This window comes from Micromonospora yasonensis (assembly GCF_026013475.1).
Lineage (GTDB): Bacteria > Actinomycetota > Actinomycetes > Mycobacteriales > Micromonosporaceae > Micromonospora > Micromonospora yasonensis.
The window spans coordinates 1-16,121 of record NZ_JAPDPH010000161.1; the positions used below are offsets into that span (position 1 = coordinate 1).

General features: G+C 69.6%; 12 protein-coding genes. 4 read left to right on the forward strand and 8 right to left on the reverse strand.

Features of this window, described 5'->3' with window-relative positions:
- Together ONA70_RS26040 and ONA70_RS26045 are read left to right on the forward strand one after the other, a co-directional pair.
- On the forward strand, positions 1 to 1,004 hold a 1,004-nt coding region (locus ONA70_RS26040; protein WP_265009117.1), incomplete at its 5' end, for a discoidin domain-containing protein.
- Between the two features lie 417 nt (positions 1,005 to 1,421).
- On the forward strand, positions 1,422 to 4,643 hold the full coding sequence (locus tag ONA70_RS26045) for a glycoside hydrolase family 38 N-terminal domain-containing protein (protein ID WP_265009118.1): 3,222 nt from the start codon (positions 1,422 to 1,424) through the stop codon (positions 4,641 to 4,643).
- 118 nt (positions 4,644 to 4,761) lie between these two features.
- Here the strand turns inward: ONA70_RS26045 and ONA70_RS26050 are convergent, their stop codons facing one another.
- Genes ONA70_RS26050 through ONA70_RS26060 form a run of 3 tightly spaced genes read right to left on the reverse strand, consistent with a single transcriptional unit; the run spans position 4,762 to position 7,423 of the window.
- Positions 4,762 to 5,859 carry a Gfo/Idh/MocA family protein gene (locus ONA70_RS26050; RefSeq protein WP_265009119.1) on the reverse strand — a complete coding sequence of 366 codons (1,098 nt, stop codon included), beginning with the start codon at positions 5,857 to 5,859 and terminating at the stop codon, positions 4,762 to 4,764.
- Complete coding sequence (locus ONA70_RS26055) at positions 5,844 to 6,536, reverse strand: ThuA domain-containing protein (protein ID WP_265009120.1); 693 nt, start codon at positions 6,534 to 6,536, stop codon at positions 5,844 to 5,846. Before ONA70_RS26055 ends, ONA70_RS26050 begins: the two co-directional genes overlap by 16 nt.
- Positions 6,533 to 7,423, reverse strand: coding sequence for a phytanoyl-CoA dioxygenase family protein (locus ONA70_RS26060; protein ID WP_265009121.1), 891 nt, complete (start codon positions 7,421 to 7,423; stop codon positions 6,533 to 6,535). The genes ONA70_RS26055 and ONA70_RS26060 overlap by 4 nt, the downstream gene beginning before the upstream one ends.
- Positions 7,424 to 7,513: 90 nt before the next feature.
- Between ONA70_RS26060 and ONA70_RS26065 the strand changes: the two genes are divergently transcribed.
- Positions 7,514 to 8,380, forward strand: coding sequence for an AraC family transcriptional regulator (locus ONA70_RS26065; RefSeq protein ID WP_265009122.1), 867 nt, complete (start codon positions 7,514 to 7,516; stop codon positions 8,378 to 8,380).
- Positions 8,381 to 8,668: 288 nt separating this feature from the next.
- On the forward strand, positions 8,669 to 11,158 hold the full coding sequence (locus ONA70_RS26070) for a glycogen debranching N-terminal domain-containing protein (protein ID WP_265009123.1): 2,490 nt from the start codon (positions 8,669 to 8,671) through the stop codon (positions 11,156 to 11,158).
- Positions 11,159 to 11,312: 154 nt separating this feature from the next.
- On the opposite strand, the gene ONA70_RS26075 is transcribed toward ONA70_RS26070, so the two are convergent.
- The 5 genes from ONA70_RS26075 to ONA70_RS26095 form a co-directional block, all read right to left on the reverse strand.
- The gene (locus tag ONA70_RS26075; RefSeq protein WP_265009124.1) at positions 11,313 to 11,501 is read right to left on the reverse strand and encodes a hypothetical protein; all 189 of its coding nucleotides are present in this window, start codon (positions 11,499 to 11,501) and stop codon (positions 11,313 to 11,315) included.
- A 189-nt stretch (positions 11,502 to 11,690) separates the two neighbouring features.
- A complete protein-coding gene (locus ONA70_RS26080; RefSeq protein WP_265009125.1) occupies positions 11,691 to 12,443 on the reverse strand; it encodes an SDR family NAD(P)-dependent oxidoreductase in 753 nt (250 codons plus the stop codon).
- A complete protein-coding gene (locus ONA70_RS26085) occupies positions 12,436 to 13,992 on the reverse strand; it encodes an aldehyde ferredoxin oxidoreductase N-terminal domain-containing protein (RefSeq protein WP_265009126.1) in 1,557 nt (518 codons plus the stop codon). Before ONA70_RS26085 ends, ONA70_RS26080 begins: the two co-directional genes overlap by 8 nt.
- Positions 13,983 to 15,287, reverse strand: a complete 1,305-nt coding sequence (locus ONA70_RS26090; RefSeq protein WP_265009127.1) for an L-fuconate dehydratase — start codon at positions 15,285 to 15,287, stop codon at positions 13,983 to 13,985. Before ONA70_RS26090 ends, ONA70_RS26085 begins: the two co-directional genes overlap by 10 nt.
- Positions 15,287 to 16,117: a fumarylacetoacetate hydrolase family protein gene (locus ONA70_RS26095; protein ID WP_265009128.1), complete on the reverse strand. Its 831-nt coding sequence runs from the start codon at positions 16,115 to 16,117 to the stop codon at positions 15,287 to 15,289. The genes ONA70_RS26090 and ONA70_RS26095 overlap by 1 nt, the downstream gene beginning before the upstream one ends.
- Between the last annotated feature and the right edge of the window lie 4 nt (positions 16,118 to 16,121).

Here is a 16,121-nt window from a genome sequence, read left to right on the forward strand (position 1 = left end):
TACTGAAGGTCAATGCCGAGGGATACATGACGTTCCCCGCCTTGAAGGCGAAGCTTTCGGCGGTCACCTACAGCAGCGCAAACCCTGAGGTAGCGGACGTTCGTCCTACAGGAATCGTGAGGCCGGTATCGGACGGCACGACGACCATTACCGTAAAAGGCACTCATGAGGGCGTAACCAAAGAAGATGCGTTGAAGGTCAGGGTCAAGGGCGGCGTCATTTATGTCGGCGAGGACATGATTGGCGCATCCTTGCTGGTCGAAGGAAAAGAGGCGTACGGCGAGTTCGGCCTGACCGATGGGCTCCGCTACGAGATAGAGGGCAGGTCGGCCAAGGGCGGTTCCATCGGGTTGGACGCGGCACAGATCAGATGGCATGGCGGTATTGTCGATCTGGCTGGCGGCGATAAATACAAGCCGGTCGCCATCAGGGAAGTAGATACGTTTACCTTCAAACACGACAAGATCATCACGCCGGACATCGCGGTGCCTACGAGAGGCGTCGTTTGGGCAGACGTGACTCTGGACGGTAAAAACTTCACGACCAACAGGGTCTTCCTGGACCTCCTGCCATACCACAACCTTGCGAAGACGGCTGAAGTAACCGCCAGTCATCAGCAAGATGCGATGGAGCACCTCACCGATGGGAAGGCGATCGACGCAACTCACTTCGATGGTTTGAAGTGGTCGGTAGCGGCGAACGAACAGTCCTGGATCCAGTTCAAGCTTCCGACAAAGTCCGAGATTTCGAATATCGACATAAACTTCAACTCACTGAATCAGAAGTATCTCAGCACGCCCAAGACGATCAAGATCCAAACCAGCGCCGACGGCGTGAGCTGGAGTGATGCCAGCACAATCAACGGCCCCACGGGCACCGCTTGGTTCGGGTTCTATAACAAGTACCCGTTGAACGCGCAAGCCCAGTACGTCAAGTTGGTCTTCGATGGCGGAGCAAACGGGTCAACGATTGACCTGCTCGAGGTGGCCATAAACGGTCGGTAGGTGACGCGGAAACCGTCACGCTCGCGGCCCTCCTCGCCGGAGCTTGAGTCGATACAAGGCGCTGACCCGAACATTCCGGGTCAGCGCCTTGTATGGAGGTGACACTACCCGCCGTCACCCTCAAGGCGGGCCGGAACACGATCACCATCAGTCCGTTGCGCTCTGGCGGGGCCCGCTCTACAGCGAGTTGGACATCTTTGAGTACCTGCCCAACGGCGGCTGGGCGCACCATGCCCAGTCACCCACCAGACCACGTGGTCCACCTATGGCACGCCAGTACATGACGGCGGCCTACCAGAGGTGATTCATCGACACCGCCGGGCACAGCGGCGGCACCAGCACCTACATCCAATCGGCGGACTGGGCTCAGGTCCGGTACGGATCCGCCTACCACCTCCACTTCGAGGAGAAACCCCCATGACCACTCGCGCCCTGGTAAGAGACCACCCGTGGTCGACAGAGAAGGCCCGCGCGGGCATGATGGACCTCGCCATCGTCGCAAGAGCTTCGATGGCGGGCACCGAGCTACGCGTCCTGCCGGAGCACCTCGTGCGGCGCACTTCGGCGGGCCCGCAGCGAGCCGTACGCATCCTGATCTCCGGCGACAGCGTCGCCGCCACGGATCAGTATCCCGGTTGGGAGTTCACCGCCGAGATCGCCGGGCGCGGACCGGTCCCGATCGAGGTGCTGCCCGCGCGTGGCGGTCCGCGACTACTGCTGCCCGCCGAGGACGAACGGCGCGAGGTACGCCTTGAGGTACGCAACGGCGACACGCACGCCGTCCTGGAGTTCACGCTGGAGCCCCCGCGTAACTGGGCAATCCACCTCGTGCACCATTCGCACCTCGACATCGGCTACACGGATCCGCAAGGCACGGTGCTCAGCCAGCACGTCGCCTTCCTCGACTCCTGCCTCGACCTGACCCGCGTCACCGACGGCTGGCCCGAGGAGTCCCGGTTCCGCTGGGCCGTGGAATCACTCTGGTCGTTCCAGCAGTGGGCTGCGGCTCGGCCGCCCGAGCGAGTCGCGGAGTTCGTCGACCGCGTACGCGCCGGCCAGATCGAGCTGACCGCGATGCCGTACAACCTGCACACCGACGCGTGCTCCACCGACGAGCTGCACGAGCTGCTGGGTCTCGCCCGGCAGGTCCGCCGCGACTACGGCGTTCCCATCCGGTCCGCCATGCAGACCGACGTGCCCGGCACCGTCGCCGGCCTGCCGGACGCGCTGGCGCAGCTCGACATCAGGTATCTGTCCGTGGCGCACAACTGGGCCGGCCGGTCGGTGCCGAACCTCACCGGCGGCTCGAAGCTCCCGCGGTTGTTCCGGTGGCGCTCACCGTCGGGCAACGAGGTGCTGGTGTGGATGACCGACACCCCGCACGGCTTCGCCTACATGGAAGGCCCCATGTTGGGCTTCGACACGTCATATGAGGTGGTCGACGATCTGCTCCCCGCGTACCTGACATCCTTGGCGACGCGGCCGTACCCGTTTCCGTTCGGGACGTTAGGCTGGTACGGCCCGGCGGTGACGGACCGCGAGCCGTACCCGGGGGACGTGCTGCACCTGCGGGTCCAGGGCCATTTCGGAGACAACGCGCCACCTCGGCTCATTCTCGCCGAGACGGTGCGCCGCTGGAACGAGACCTGGGACAGCCCGACGCTGCGGCTGTCCACCAACACCGACTTTTTCCTCGACGCCGAGGCACGGCTGGGTGACCGCATTCCCACGTTCGAGGGCGACTGGGGCGACTGGTGGGTCGACGGAATCGGATCGGGCGCCCGCCCGCAGGCAATGGTACGCCGGGCCCAGGCATCGGTGACCGACGCGCAGAGCCTCTACGGCATGGCGGCGCTCATCGGGGGAACCGCGTTGTCCGGCGCGCTGGCGCCGGCCGCGCAGGACGGCGCCGCTGCCGTCTACCACTCCGTGTCCCTGTTCAACGAACACACCTGGGGGGCCGCCGATCCGTGGACCCACGGCGACAGCGGCACGCAGTCCGGTGAGCAGCAGTGGCACTGGAAGTACGCCCATGCCCTGCACGGCCACGACGATGCCGCCACCCTCCTGGACCACGCATCCGCCGCGCTCGGCGCGGTGCTGCCGGCCGGCGACCGCGCGGACGTGACCTTCTGGGCGGCCAACACCACGCCCACGGCGCGCACGTCAACCGTCGAACTGTTCGTCCGGGAGAGCCGCGTCCCGCTGGACCGGCCGCTTGTGGTCACCGACGGGCGCGACGGCACCCGCCTGCCCGCGGTGGAGGAACCCCAGGTCAACCCCGTACACCGGGACGCGGGGCGGTGGCTGCGGGTCACGGTGCCGGACGTGCCGGCGTTCGGCCTGGTCCGGCTGGACGTGACCGGGACCGTCAACCCGCGGGCACCGCAGCCCGCCGGCGCGATGCCGCCGGCGTTCGACGTGGCGGCCAGCACCGCGCCCCCGCAGACGCTGGACGGCCTGCCGACCGAGCGCGACCTCGTCCTGGAGAACGACCACCTACGAGTACGGGTGGACCTGCGCCGGGCCTGCATCGCGAGCCTGGTCGAGAAGGCGACCGGCCGGGAACTGGTCAACCAGAACGCGGTGGTCGGCTTCAACGGCTACGTCTACGACACCTACGCCACCGCCGGCGGCGTCAACCACCAGAGCGGCAAGTCCCAGGTCAGCGGGGAGCTGGAGCTGCTCGGCAGCCGCCGACTGGCCCGACCCGCGGTGCTGCTGGAACGCACCGACGACGCACTGGAGCAACGCCTCACCTACGAGTACGCGGCCGACGGCGTCCGCTCGGCGCGGACCACGATCCAGCTCGGGCACCACGCGCCGTACGTCGTCGTCGACAACCACCTCGACAAGCCGGCGACCATGACGAAGGAGAGCGCCTACTTCGCGTTCCCCTTCGGCCTGGACCGGCCGGTCGTGCACTACGAGATCACCGGCGCGCTGACCGGCAACGACCTGGCGCACGTGCCCGGCGCACCGCGGCACATGCGCGCCGTCCGGTCGTTCGTGTCGCTGCAGGACGCGGCCGGCCCGGTCTGCTGGGTGACGCGGGACGCGCCACTCGTCGAGCCGGAGACCATCGCGCTGCCCTACACACCGTTTCCGGACAGCACGGCCCCGCGCGAGCCGGCCACGCTCTACTCGTGGGTCCACAACAACATCTGGGACACCAACTTCCCCTCCCAGCAGGCGTTCGACACGACCTTCCGGTACGCGATCGGCGTACGGCGAGCCGGCGAGGATCTGCACGCCGACGCGCTCGCACTGCGCACGGCGAACGAGATCAACCATCCGCTGATCGCGGTGGCCGCGCACGGCCGCTCGGACCTCGACGCACCCGCCGAGGTGGCCCTGCTCTCGGTGGACGATCCACGTGTCGCCGTGCTCGGCGTGATCCCGCTGCCCGCCTCAGAGGCCGCCGGCACGCCCGCTGGCCTCCTCGTCCGGCTGCAATCCTTCGCCACCGAACAACTCGACGTCCGGCTGCGCTGCGGCTTCCCGGTCGCCGCCGCGGCCCGCGCCACCTACCTGGGCGACCCCACCGGGCCCGCCACGATCGACGGCGACGAGGTCGTCACCGCGATACCCCGGCTCGGTGTTGTCGCGGTGCACCTGCAGCCCGCCGACAACCGCTGAGATCTCGTAGCCGGGAGGGATAGACCTCCCGGCTACGCGCAGCTCTGGCCGGAGCACATACGCATGGCCGCGCTGGCCAGACTGGCCTACGGCCATCACGTGATCGGGTCGGCGGGGGTCAGCCGCCCGCGAGGAGATCGGTGAGTTCCACCGGTCGTGGGCGCACACATCGGCTCGCCACCACGACGCCACTCCCGGCATGTGCGGCGAGCAGCAGCGACTGCATCACATCCAGTACGTGGAAACCCAACTCTCCGCTCGCGCGCAGCGTCTGCCCCGGCGGTGTGCACACGAGGTCGGCGAGGCCGTAGCCGCGGCTGGCTTTCTCGTACCCGGCGCTCACCGGCAGGCGACGCCACCCGGAGTCGGAGTCCGTACGAACGAGCGGATCACCGCCGAACGCGTTCGGATCGGGAACCACCAGTGATCCATGTGTCCCATGGACTTCGATGCTCGCCGCCGTGGTAGCGAGGCAGTCGAAGCTCATGACCAGGGTAGACAGGACGCCGTTCGCGTGCTGGAGGACGCCGGTGACGTGGGTGTCGACCTCGACGGCGATGGCTTCGCCTGCGCGGGGACCGGAGCCGATGGTGCGGGTGGGTCGGCTACGGCGCGCGGCGCCGAGGACGGTGGTGACCGGACCGAGCAGGGTGACCAGCGCGCTGATGTAGTACGGCCCCATGTCGTACAGTGGCCCGCCCCCCGGCAGGTAGTAGAAGTCGGGGTTGGGGTGCCAGCGTTCGTGGCCGGCGGTGACCATGGTCGCGGTGGCCGCGACGGGCGGTCCGATCAAGCCGTCGTCGATGGCCTTGCGGGCGGTCTGGATGCCGGTGCCGAGCACGGTGTCCGGGGCACAGCCGAGGGCGATGCCGCGGGCGTTGGCCGCGGCCAGGATCGCGCTGGCCTGCTCGGTGGTCGCGGCGAGGGGCTTTTCGCTGTATACGCGCTTGCCCGCCGCTATCGCCGCAAGGGACACCTCGGCGTGGGCGGCAGGAACGGTGAGATTCAGCACCGCCTCGACGTCATCGGCGGCCAGCAACTCGGCGACGCTCACCGCGCGGACCTCGGACCCGGTGCCGGCCAGCGCGCGGGCGCGCTCGGCATCGAGGTCGGCGACGGCGACCAGGCTCAGTTGGGGAAGGCGGGTCAGCGTCTCCAGGTACTGCGACGCGATGTTGCCGCAGCCGATGATTCCGACGTTCACCGGCTCGCCCACAGCAAGCCCCTTTCGATGACGGTCCGCACGCTCGGGTGCTCCAGTACGTCCAGGCTGTGCCCGGCGGTGACGACGAAGATCTTCCCGGCTCCCCAGCGCCGGGTCCAGATCGCCGGTGAGGTCACCGGGCGCCGCCAGGGGTCCCCGGTGCGGGCCGGGACCGTCGTCGTGGCCAGCACGTCGTTGTACGGGTCGGTGAGCACCCAGTACTGTTCCGTGACCAGGTCGAAGTCGTCGATGCCGGCGGTGATCGGGTGCTCGTGCGCGGCCGGCAGCATGGTGATCCGGTGTGGCAGGAAGACGTCGTCCGGCACGCCTTCGCACTCGTCGGGAGCCTTGGCCGGGTGGCAGGCGAACTGCCCGCCCACCATCTGGCAGTAGGCGGGAGTGTTGCGGTAGGCATCGATGATCCCGCCGTGCCAGCCGGCGAATCCGGTCCCCGCCCGCACCGCCGCTTCCAGCGCCGCGAACTGCTGCGGTTCGATGCTGCCCATCGTGTAGCACTGCAGGATCAGGTCGACACCGGCCAGGTACTCGCCGTCGGCGTAGACGGCGGGTGAGTCGGCGACGTCGACTGCGTAGCCGTTCGCGCGCAGACCCGGGATGAACAGGTCCGTGGCGGCGACGGGCGCATGGCCCTCCCAACCGCCACGAACGACGAGCGCGGCGCGCGTCATCGGTCGCAGCCTCCGTCGCCGTCAGGCCGTACGTGCAGGCCGACGACATCCTCGACACCCCGCCACGCGTAGGGGTCCTCCCCCGCAACCATGACGATGTCGCGGAAGTCGTGCTTGCCGATGTGGCAATCGCTGGGCAGTGGCCCCCACGGCAAGAGCGATTCGGCGGACATGTAGTGGCCCACGAACGCGCGGCGGAATCCGCAGTCGGCCGTGTTGGGCAGGGACCGGTGCAGCAGGTATCCGTGGAAGAACACCGCCGCGCCAGCCGGCACCTCGACGGGTACCGCCTCCCCATCAGAGAAAGGGAAGTTGTAGGCCTCGACCGTGCAGTCGAAGCGCGGATCGGCGTGGTCCCGGTCGGGGTAGAGCACCCCGGTCCGATGGGACTCGGGAAGCACCCACAGACAGCCGTTGTCGACGGTGGCGGCGTCGAGCGCGATCCAGGCCGCGTACAGTGACCGGTCCCGGGTCGGGATGAAGAACTCGTCCTGGTGCCATGCCTGGCCGGGCTTGCCCGCGGACTTGACGAACAGCATCGACTGCATCGACTTCACGTTCGGACCGATCAGCTTCGTCAGCACGGCCACCAGGCGGGGATGCGCCAGCGCCGCAGTGAAGATCGCCGACGCCTTGTGCGGCTGGTGCAAGCACAGGAAGCGCCGCATCACGTCGATGTCGGCGAGTCCGTGCGTGGGTTGCCGATCGAGGCGCAGCTGGGCCCGGCAGATCTGGGCCGCTTCGGTGTTGAGCGCGGCGACCTCGTCGGCGGTCAGGGCATCCGGCAGAACGCCGTAGCCGTTCGCCTTCACCTGCGCGATCAGCGCATCCGGTATTTCGTCGGGCGGGGATGTCCCGGTCTGGGATCGGGGGGCCAAAGTAGTCATGTCACCTTCTCGGTCAGGCGTGTCGCCTCGACGGTGGCATGCGTGGGACGCAGAAGCCATGCCCAGTACAAGCGGATAGCATGCCTGATCGTGACACCGGAAGTCGTTGCGTGCGGTGGAACGCGGGTCGCGCACTACCCGCCGGGGTCCACCTACGGGCCGGTCACGTTGCACGACTTCGAGTTCGTCTGGCTGCTCTCCGGCACGTCCGTCTGGCAGTCCGGCCAGCGGCGGCTGCAGCTTCGACCGGGAATGCTCCTGCTGACCCGCCCAGGGACAACCCACCAGTTCAGCTGGGATGCCGAAGCACCGTCGGCGCACGCCTACGTGCACTTCAGCCTCGACGCTGGCGGGGGCGACGCCGCCGCCTGGCCCGACTGCCGAACGCTGTCACCGGGCGACCCACTGGCTGCGCTGTGCCGCTACCTGCTCCGGCTCGGCGCCGACCCGTCACCGGCGTCCGCGGTGCGCCAACGTGCCGTGCTCGGCTGGCTGCTCGAACTGTTCGCCGACCCGTTGGTCGCCGATCCCCGTGGCGAACGTGCCCTGGACCCGTACCTCAGGCGGCTGGTCGAGCACGTCGCTGGCCGGTGGAGAGACGGCGTGGCGCGCCCGGTGCCGGTGGCGGAACTGGCCGCCGCTGCCGGCGTTTCCGCGGGCCACCTGGCACGGTTGTTCCGGGCGCGATACCAGGTCGGCCCCGCTGCTGCACTGGAAATGATCAGGATGGCCCGAGCCGCCGTGTTGCTGCGACACAGCAACCTTCGCATCGAGGACGTCGGCTCCGCCTGCGGCTTCGTGAGCGCCTTCCACTTCTCCCGGCGCTTCCGCCACAGCTATGGGATTCCGCCGAGCAGCTACCGGACCGCGGACACGCCGCCTGACCCCGAACAGCCGCTGGCCAGAGCCGGGCTGGCGCCCTTGGCTGCCGGGTTGCTCTTCAGCCAGGACGCCTGAACGGACGGACCACCGCGGCGGCCCCGAGAGCACCACGACCACTCGGCGTGGAGCGCCTGGCGGGCCGGTTTGATGGACGAGCAGGCCGGGCAAAGTCGGAGACGGCCCAGACGTGGAGCGCGTCATACGCGGCGGCCAGCCAGGCCTCGGCGTAGGCCGCCGAAGTCCCCCCAATGCACCGCCCGGCTGTCGACCCAACCGGCAAGGATACGTGTGATCGCCGGGAAACCGGGTAGTGCCCAGCGTCCGGGTGTCGGGCCGGCCGCAGAGCAGGAGGGGCGCCCGAAGGTGGGACTGACCGATGAATTTTTCGACGAATTCACCAGGCGGGCCTCCAGGAGGCTGCGCGCCCGGGACTTCGGGACGATCCGACTCGACGCCAGCGCGGACGGCCGGACCGACCACTGGTATTTCACGGTCACGAATGGAACCGTCACGGTCAGCAGGGACAAACGGCCCGCCGACTGCGTCATGCGCGCCGACCCGGAGTTCTTCGAGGCGCTGCTGACCGGGCGGACCAACTTGGACGCCGCAGTGCTGCGGCGCCGTTACACGTTAGAGGGCGACCCGACGAAACTGTACTTGCTGGAGCGGATGCTGCCTGACCCACCCGGCGCCCGGGACCCCCGGGTCCTGGCTCCCACCGCCGCCGCGGCACCGGAGTATCCGACCGACCGCTTTCAGCGGCGGACAACGGCTAGGGAGGACAGCAAGAGGAGACGCCACCGCCAGTTCGGCGTCCTCGACGGCAACACCTTCGCGGTCAGCGACGGTCACGGCGACATCGTCCCGTCGCCGGACTATCTGACCGGGCTGTACTCGTTCGACACCCGGTTCCTGTCGGTGTGGCGGCTGACCGTTGACGGCGAGCGGCTGCACTCGCTCTCGGTGGACAACCTGCAGTACTACCAGGTGCGGTTCTTCCTGGTCCCCGGCGAACCGACGCAATACGTCAATGCCAAGGTGACGGTGATCCGGGACCGCTCGCTGGGCGGGAGCATGCAGGAGCGGGTGACGGTGCTCAACCATGATGCCAAGCCGGTGCGGCTACGGGTCCGAATGGAGATCGAAAGCGACTTCGCGGACCTGTTCGAAGCCACGGGCGTGCCGGCGAAGCCGGGCCGGACGACGGCTGAGGTCGCCGACGACCAACTGCGCCTGAGGTACGACCGGGAGACGTTCACCCGCGCGACGGTCGTCTCGTCGTCGGTCCCGGCCACCATCGACCAGCGCGGGATGACCTTCGACATCCAGGTGGAGCCGCACGGTGCCTGGGCCACCGACCTGCAGGTGGAGGCCGTGGTGACCGGGGCGCACGGCCGGGACATCCGGGAGAGCCTGCGCAGCTACGCGAACCGGACCCAGAAGCAGATGCGCCAGCAGCTGGACGAGTGGCTCGCCGGGGCACCCCGCCTGCTCGCCGACTCGCGGCCGTTGATGGTGACGTACCAGCGGAGCCTGGTCGACCTGGCGGCCCTGCGCTACCGGACCCTCCTCTTCTGGGAGCCGGTGCCGGTCGCCGGGTCGCCGTGGTTCATGACCCTCTTCGGCCGGGACAGCATCCTCACCTGCCTGCAGGCGCTGCCGTTCAAGCCGGAACTGGCCGCCCCGACGCTGCGGGTGCTCGCCACGAACCAGTCCACCAAGCTGGACGACTTCCGGGAACGGGACCCGGGCAAGATCATGCAGGAGATCCGGTACGGCGAGCTGGCGGCCTTCGAGGAGGAACCGTACGCGGTGTACTACGGGGCGGCGGACACCACAGCACTGTTCGTGGTGCTGCTCGACGAGTACGAGCGGTGGTCCGGCGACGTCGAACTGGTGAAAAACCTGGAGTCGAACGTTCGGGCGGCGCTCGACTGGATCGACACCTACGCCGACCTGCTCGGCAACGGCTATGTCTGGTATCAGCGGCGGAACACCCGGCACGGGTCGCCCAACCAGTGCTGGAAGGTCTCCTGGGACGCGATCTCCTACCGGGACGGCCGGCTGCCGGGCTTTCCCCGGGCCACCTGCGAGCTGCAGGGTTACGCCTACGACGCGAAGATCCGGGCCGCCCGGCTGGCGCGGGAGTTCTGGGGCGACCCAGGGTACGCCGACCGGCTGGAACGCGACGCGGCGGAGCTGAAGGAACGGTTCAACCGGGACTTCTGGGTAGCCAACGGGGAGTACTACGCGTTGGCCCTCGACGCGGACGGCTCCCAGGTCGACGCGCTCGCTTCGAACATGGGTCACCTGCTGTGGAGCGGGATCGTCGACGACTCGCGGGCGGCGCGGGTGGCCGAACTGCTGATGAGCCCACGGTTGTTCTCCGGGTGGGGGGTGCGGACGCTGGCGACGGACCAGACCCGGTTCAACCCGGTCGGCTACCACGTGGGCACGGTCTGGCCGTTCGACAACTCGTTCATCGCCTGGGGCCTGCGCCGGTACGGCTTCCACGAGGAGGCCGCGCGGATCTCCCAGGCGATGCTCGACGCGGCTGAGCACTTCGGGGGCCGGCTGCCGGAGGCGTTCGCCGGTTACGACCGCGCCCTGACCAGGTACCCGGTGCCGTATCCAACCGCGTGCAGCCCGCAGGCCTGGTCCGCCGGGGCACCCCTGCTGCTGCTCCGCACGATGCTCGGACTGCAACCGCTCGACGGGCACCTGATGATCGATCCCGCGCCGCCAGAAGGGCTGGGCCGCATCGAGCTGATGGACATCCCCGGCCGGTGGGGGCGGATCGACGCGCTGGGGCGCAGCCGGGCCGGCGCCGACAAGCAGAGACCAGTCACCTGAGTTGGCCGGCCGTCAGCCGTTGGGATGCCGCCAGTGGATCTGCGACAATGAACCACGGCTTCCCGGTGGCGAGACGGTGCGGATCCGCTGGCAGCCGCCTCGGCCGCTAGGCGCAGCTGGGTGTTGATCTCGTGGGCGGCAGCCTACGCGGGGGTCAGTTCCCCCGCTCGCTGCCTGCGGCGCCCGGCCGCTGGCGAGCCGTCGCGTCGACGTTCGTGCCCGCGCACGAAGCGCTGGCGGTTGCCACCGACACGGGCGCGATCGCCATCAGGCCGCCGGCCGAGAGCAACGTCGAAGCGAGGATCGCGCCCGAGCGGCGCACCCGCTGGGTCTTCAGTGCCATCTGTATGCCTCCCCTACCTGAGGCACGGCGATCAATGCCGCACCGCTTGGCGCCGACCGTAGGGGAGTCGACAGGAAATCGATAGTGGGAAGATCCCGTGCGGTGCCCTTGCCTTCGGCACGGGCTCTCCTGACCTTGCTCGGACGTTTCTCGGGGTGCGGCGCAGCCCCGCGGAGGATGCACGGCCGGTCAGCCGCGGGCCGGCAGGCGCAGACCCGACATGCCGCCGTCGACGGCGAGAGAGGTGCCCGTCACCGCCCCGGCGGCCGGCGACGCCAAATACACCACCGCCGCCGCCACCTCCTGCGCGGTGACCAGGCGACCGGTGGGCTGGCGGGCAGCAAGCTGGCGCTTCTCGGCCTGCGGGTCGGCGGCGTTGGCGAGCAGCCGCGCCACCCACGGTGTGTCGACCGTGCCGGGCGCGACGCAGTTGACCCGGATACCCGCACCCACCAGGTCGGCGGCCATGGCGAGCGTCAACGCGTGCACCGCGCCCTTCGTCGCCGAGTACAGCGCCCGCTTGGGCAGGCCGGCAGTGGCCGCGATCGAGGAGATGTTGACGATCGCCGCGGCGCGGGACCGGCGCAGGTAGGGCAGGGCCGCGGCGGTGGTCCGGGCGACCCCGGTAACGTTCACGTCCAGGACGCGTGCCCATTGCCCGTCGTCGTTGTCCTCGACGGTGCCAACCGCGGAGATGCCCGCGTTGTTGACCAAGATGTCCACCCCACCGAACGCGTTCGCGACCGACTCCATCGCGGCGGTGAGCGAGGCGCGGTCTGCCACGTCGGCCCGTACCCCGTGGACGCGCGGGTCCTCTGGTGCGCCCGCCGGATCCAGGTCAAGCACCCCGACCCGGGCGCCACCGGCGAGCAGCGCCTCCATACAGGCGCGCCCGATCCCCGAGCCGCCACCAGTCACCACAGCCACCAAACCGTCAAACATCAAGAATCCTCTCCATCAATCCGAGTCGCCGTCGAAGCTGGTAGACCGCGGTCTGGAAGGCCGCGCGGTCGAGAGTGTCGAAGTACCGGTCGGGCAGGGTGTCGGCCGCGGGCGGTACGCCCAGACGCGCATTGACCTCGGCCATGAGCCGTAGCCGCTGGTAGCCGAGAGCGAGCACGTCGGGCCGGTCGCCGGTGACCGCCTCGACGAGGTCACCCACCCGGTCCAGGGACAGTGGCCGGGTCGGGGTGGAAGCGAACACACACACGCCCAGCGCGTCCAGGCCCGACCACAGGGCCATCAGCACTGCGGTCCGTTCCACATCGATCTCGCCCGCCGGTCGGGGCACCCGCGCCCCCAGCCGGCGCACCTCCGGATAGGCGTGTGGCAGGCCGTGCTCGGGGTCGAAGTCGAGGTCGTGTTCGCACACGTCGTAGCGCGGGCCGAAGGGCGCGACCGCGTAGCCGAGACCGAGGTTCGGCTGGTCCCGGGGGTCGAACGGAGGCAGCGCCACCCGCTTGACGGTGTCGGGGCCGGGCGGCGGGTAGGCCCTGCCGTCGAATGGCGTGCGGCCGGCGGCGCGCAGCGCCTCTGCGTACGACACGGGATCGACGCCCTGGCGCAGGCACTGGGCGTTGGCCTCAAGGACGGCATCGGTGTCGCTGACGCCGAGGTCGCGGCCGAGCGCCAAGAGGGCCTCCTGATGCAGCCCGGCACCCCGGAAAATCTTGATGCAGTCCGTCGGGCAGCCGGGGCAGGGGGCCACGCCGTCGGGGGCCGGCGGCGGTGTCATCACCGCGTCAGGCCCGACCGCGGGCCCCACGCCGAAGCCGGGCGCGGTGTGCTGCCAGACGGCGAGCGGGTTGTGTGCGGCCTGCTCGACGTACCAGTCGCTGATCTGGGTGACGGCGACCGGGTCGGCGACCGGCGGGCGGGCGATGCCGACGCAGACGACCGCTTTGACGTTCTTCGCGCCCCACACCGCGCCGAAGCCCAGGCGCGGCAGCGGATGCTGGCGACAGGTGACCACTGACGCGTACGGTGTGCCCGCCTCCCCCGCCGGGCCGATCACCGCGACGGCGGCGTTCGGGCCGTGCCGGGCGACGAGCGCCTCGGTGACCGTCCAGGTGTCGCTGCCCCACAGGTCGGCGGCGTCGCGCAGGCTCGCGGAGCCGGCGGTGACCAGGACGTACACCGGGTGTTCGGCGCGACCGCGCAGGACCACCCCGGTGCTGCCGGCGGCCCGCAGGCCGGCGGCGAACGGCCCCTCGGCGCGGGTCTCCGCGACCGTGCCGGACAGCGGCGACACCCCGACCGCGGCGATCCGGGCGAGCCCGGGTGCGGCGACCCCGGCGATGGTGGAGGCGACCAGCGCACTTGGCGCGTCGGCGGCGAGGCGCAGCGCTGCGTCCGGTGCGCCGGGCGGGACGTCGCCCCGGTCGGGCAGCGCGTCGAGGAGCAGGCGCAGCGCCTGTGTCGGGCCGCCGTACCCCTCGACCGGCCGGATCCGCACCCGACCGGTCGCCAGGTCGACGTCGACTATGCCCATGCCGGCCCGTCAGGGTAGGAGTAGGCGGCGATGCTGTCCGCGCTCATCTCGGCCGAGAAGCCGGGCTCGGTCGGTGCGACGTAGTAGCCGTCGCGGACGACCGCCGGCGCGAGGAAGTGCTCGTGCAGGTGGTCGACGAACTCGATGACCCGCTTCTCGGTGGTGCCCGACACCGCGACGAAGTCGAACATCGACAGGTGCTGGACGAGTTCGCACAAGCCGACGCCCCCGGCGTGCGGGCACACCGGCACACCGTACTTCGCGGCCAGCAGGAGGATCGCGACGTTTTCGTTGACCCCACCGACCCGGCACGCGTCGATCTGCACGAAGTCGACCGCGCCGGCCTGCAGCAGTTGTTTGAACACGATCCGGTTCTGCACGTGTTCGCCGGTCGCGACCCGGATCGGTCCCCCGTTCGGCGCAGCAGTGGCCAGGGCGGTGCGGATCGCGGCGTGGGCGAGCACGTCGTCGGGGCTGGTGGGCTCCTCGATCCACCACGGGTCGTACGGGGCCAGCGCCCGCATCCATTCGACCGCCACGCCGACGTCCCAACGTTGGTTGGCGTCGACCGCGATCCGGATGCCCGGGCCGACGGCCTCCCGAGCCACCTGGAAACGGTGGACGTCGTCGGACAGATCGGCGCCGACCTTCAGCTTGATCTGGGTGAACCCGTCGACCACGGCCTGCTTCGCCAGCCTGGCCAACTTCTCGTCGTCGTACCCGAGCCAGCCCGGTGAGGTGGTGTAGGCGGGATAGCCGCGGGCCCGCAGGGCGGCGATCCGCCCGGCCCGGCCGGGCTCGGCGGCCCGCAGGATCCGCAACGCCTCCTCGGGGGTGAGCGCGTCGGTGAGGTAGCGCCAGTCGACGAGGTCGACGATCTGCTCCGGGGTGAGATCGGCGAGATAACGCCAGACCGGCTTACCGGCGCGCTTGGCGACCAGGTCCCACATCGCGTTGATGAGCGCTGCGGCGGCGAGGTGCACTACCCCCTTCTCCGGCCCCAGCCAGCGCAGTTGCGAGTCGTGGGTGAGCTCGCGAGCGAATGCGCCGAGGTCGACGGCATCGGGATCGACGCCGACAACGAACGGGGCGAGCGTCTCGATCGCCATCCGGCAGATGTCGTTGCCGCGGCCGATGGTGAACGTGAACCCGTGCCCCTCCGGCCCTTCGTCGGTGCGCAGGATGACGTAGGCGGCCGAGTAGTCCGGGTCGGGGTTCATCGCGTCGGAGCCGTCCAGCTCACGCGACGTTGGAAACCGCACGTCGAAGGTGTCGACCGCGACGATCACGGCCATCAGGCGCTCCTCAGGACCGAACGCTGCCGCCCGAGGCCATCGATTTCGACCTCCATCACGTCGCCCGGCGCCAGGTACGGGAACCGGCCCGACAACGCCACACCCTGCGGCGTACCGGTGTTGATGAGGTCCCCCGGGTCGAGGACGGTGTACTGGGACAGGTGCCACACCAGCAACGCCACGCTGAAGATCATGTCCTTGGTGGAGGAGTCCTGCCGGACCTCGCCGTTGACCCAGGAGCGCAGCCCCAGTGCCTGCGGGTCGGTGATCTCGTCAGGCGTGACCAGCCACGGCCCGAGCGGCTGGAAGGTCTCACACGACTTCCCCTTCGACCACTGCCCGCCGGACTGGGCGAGCTGGAAGTCCCGCTCCGACACATCGTTGGACAGCACGAAACCGGCGATGTGCGCAAGCGCGTCCTCAGGCGAGGACAGGTACCGGGCACGCCGAGCGATCACCACACCCAGTTCCACCTCCCAGTCGGTCTTCGTCGATCCGCGCGGGATCAGCACGTCGTCGAACGGCCCGACGACGGTGTTCGGTGCCTTGTAGAAGACGATCGGGGTGATGGGCGGCTCCGATCCGGACTCGGCCGCGTGGGCGGCGTAGTTCTGGCCGATGCACAGGATCACGCCGGGGCGTACGATCGGGGCCCCGATCCGCTGGCCCGCGATGTCGATCTCGGGCAGACCCATCGCATCGCCTACGCGCCGCAACCCGTCGGAGGCGAAGAACGCCGGGTCGAGATCGGCGGTGACCGACGACAGATCGAAGTGGCGGCCGTCGGCGTACAGCACGGGCTTCTCCGCCCCCACCGGTCCCACCCGCATGAGC

Coding starts and splice junctions, on each gene's coding strand:
- ONA70_RS26045 (WP_265009118.1), top strand. CDS start 1,422: ATGACCACTCGCGCCCTGGTAAGAGACCACCCGTGGTCGACAGAGAAG.
- ONA70_RS26055 (WP_265009120.1), bottom strand. CDS start 6,536: ATGACGCGCGCCGCGCTCGTCGTTCGTGGCGGTTGGGAGGGCCATGCG.
- ONA70_RS26060 (WP_265009121.1), bottom strand. CDS start 7,423: ATGACTACTTTGGCCCCCCGATCCCAGACCGGGACATCCCCGCCCGAC.
- ONA70_RS26075 (WP_265009124.1), bottom strand. CDS start 11,501: ATGGCACTGAAGACCCAGCGGGTGCGCCGCTCGGGCGCGATCCTCGCT.
- ONA70_RS26080 (WP_265009125.1), bottom strand. CDS start 12,443: ATGTTTGACGGTTTGGTGGCTGTGGTGACTGGTGGCGGCTCGGGGATC.
- ONA70_RS26085 (WP_265009126.1), bottom strand. CDS start 13,992: ATGGGCATAGTCGACGTCGACCTGGCGACCGGTCGGGTGCGGATCCGG.
- ONA70_RS26090 (WP_265009127.1), bottom strand. CDS start 15,287: ATGGCCGTGATCGTCGCGGTCGACACCTTCGACGTGCGGTTTCCAACG.
- ONA70_RS26095 (WP_265009128.1), bottom strand. CDS start 16,117: ATGCGGGTGGGACCGGTGGGGGCGGAGAAGCCCGTGCTGTACGCCGAC.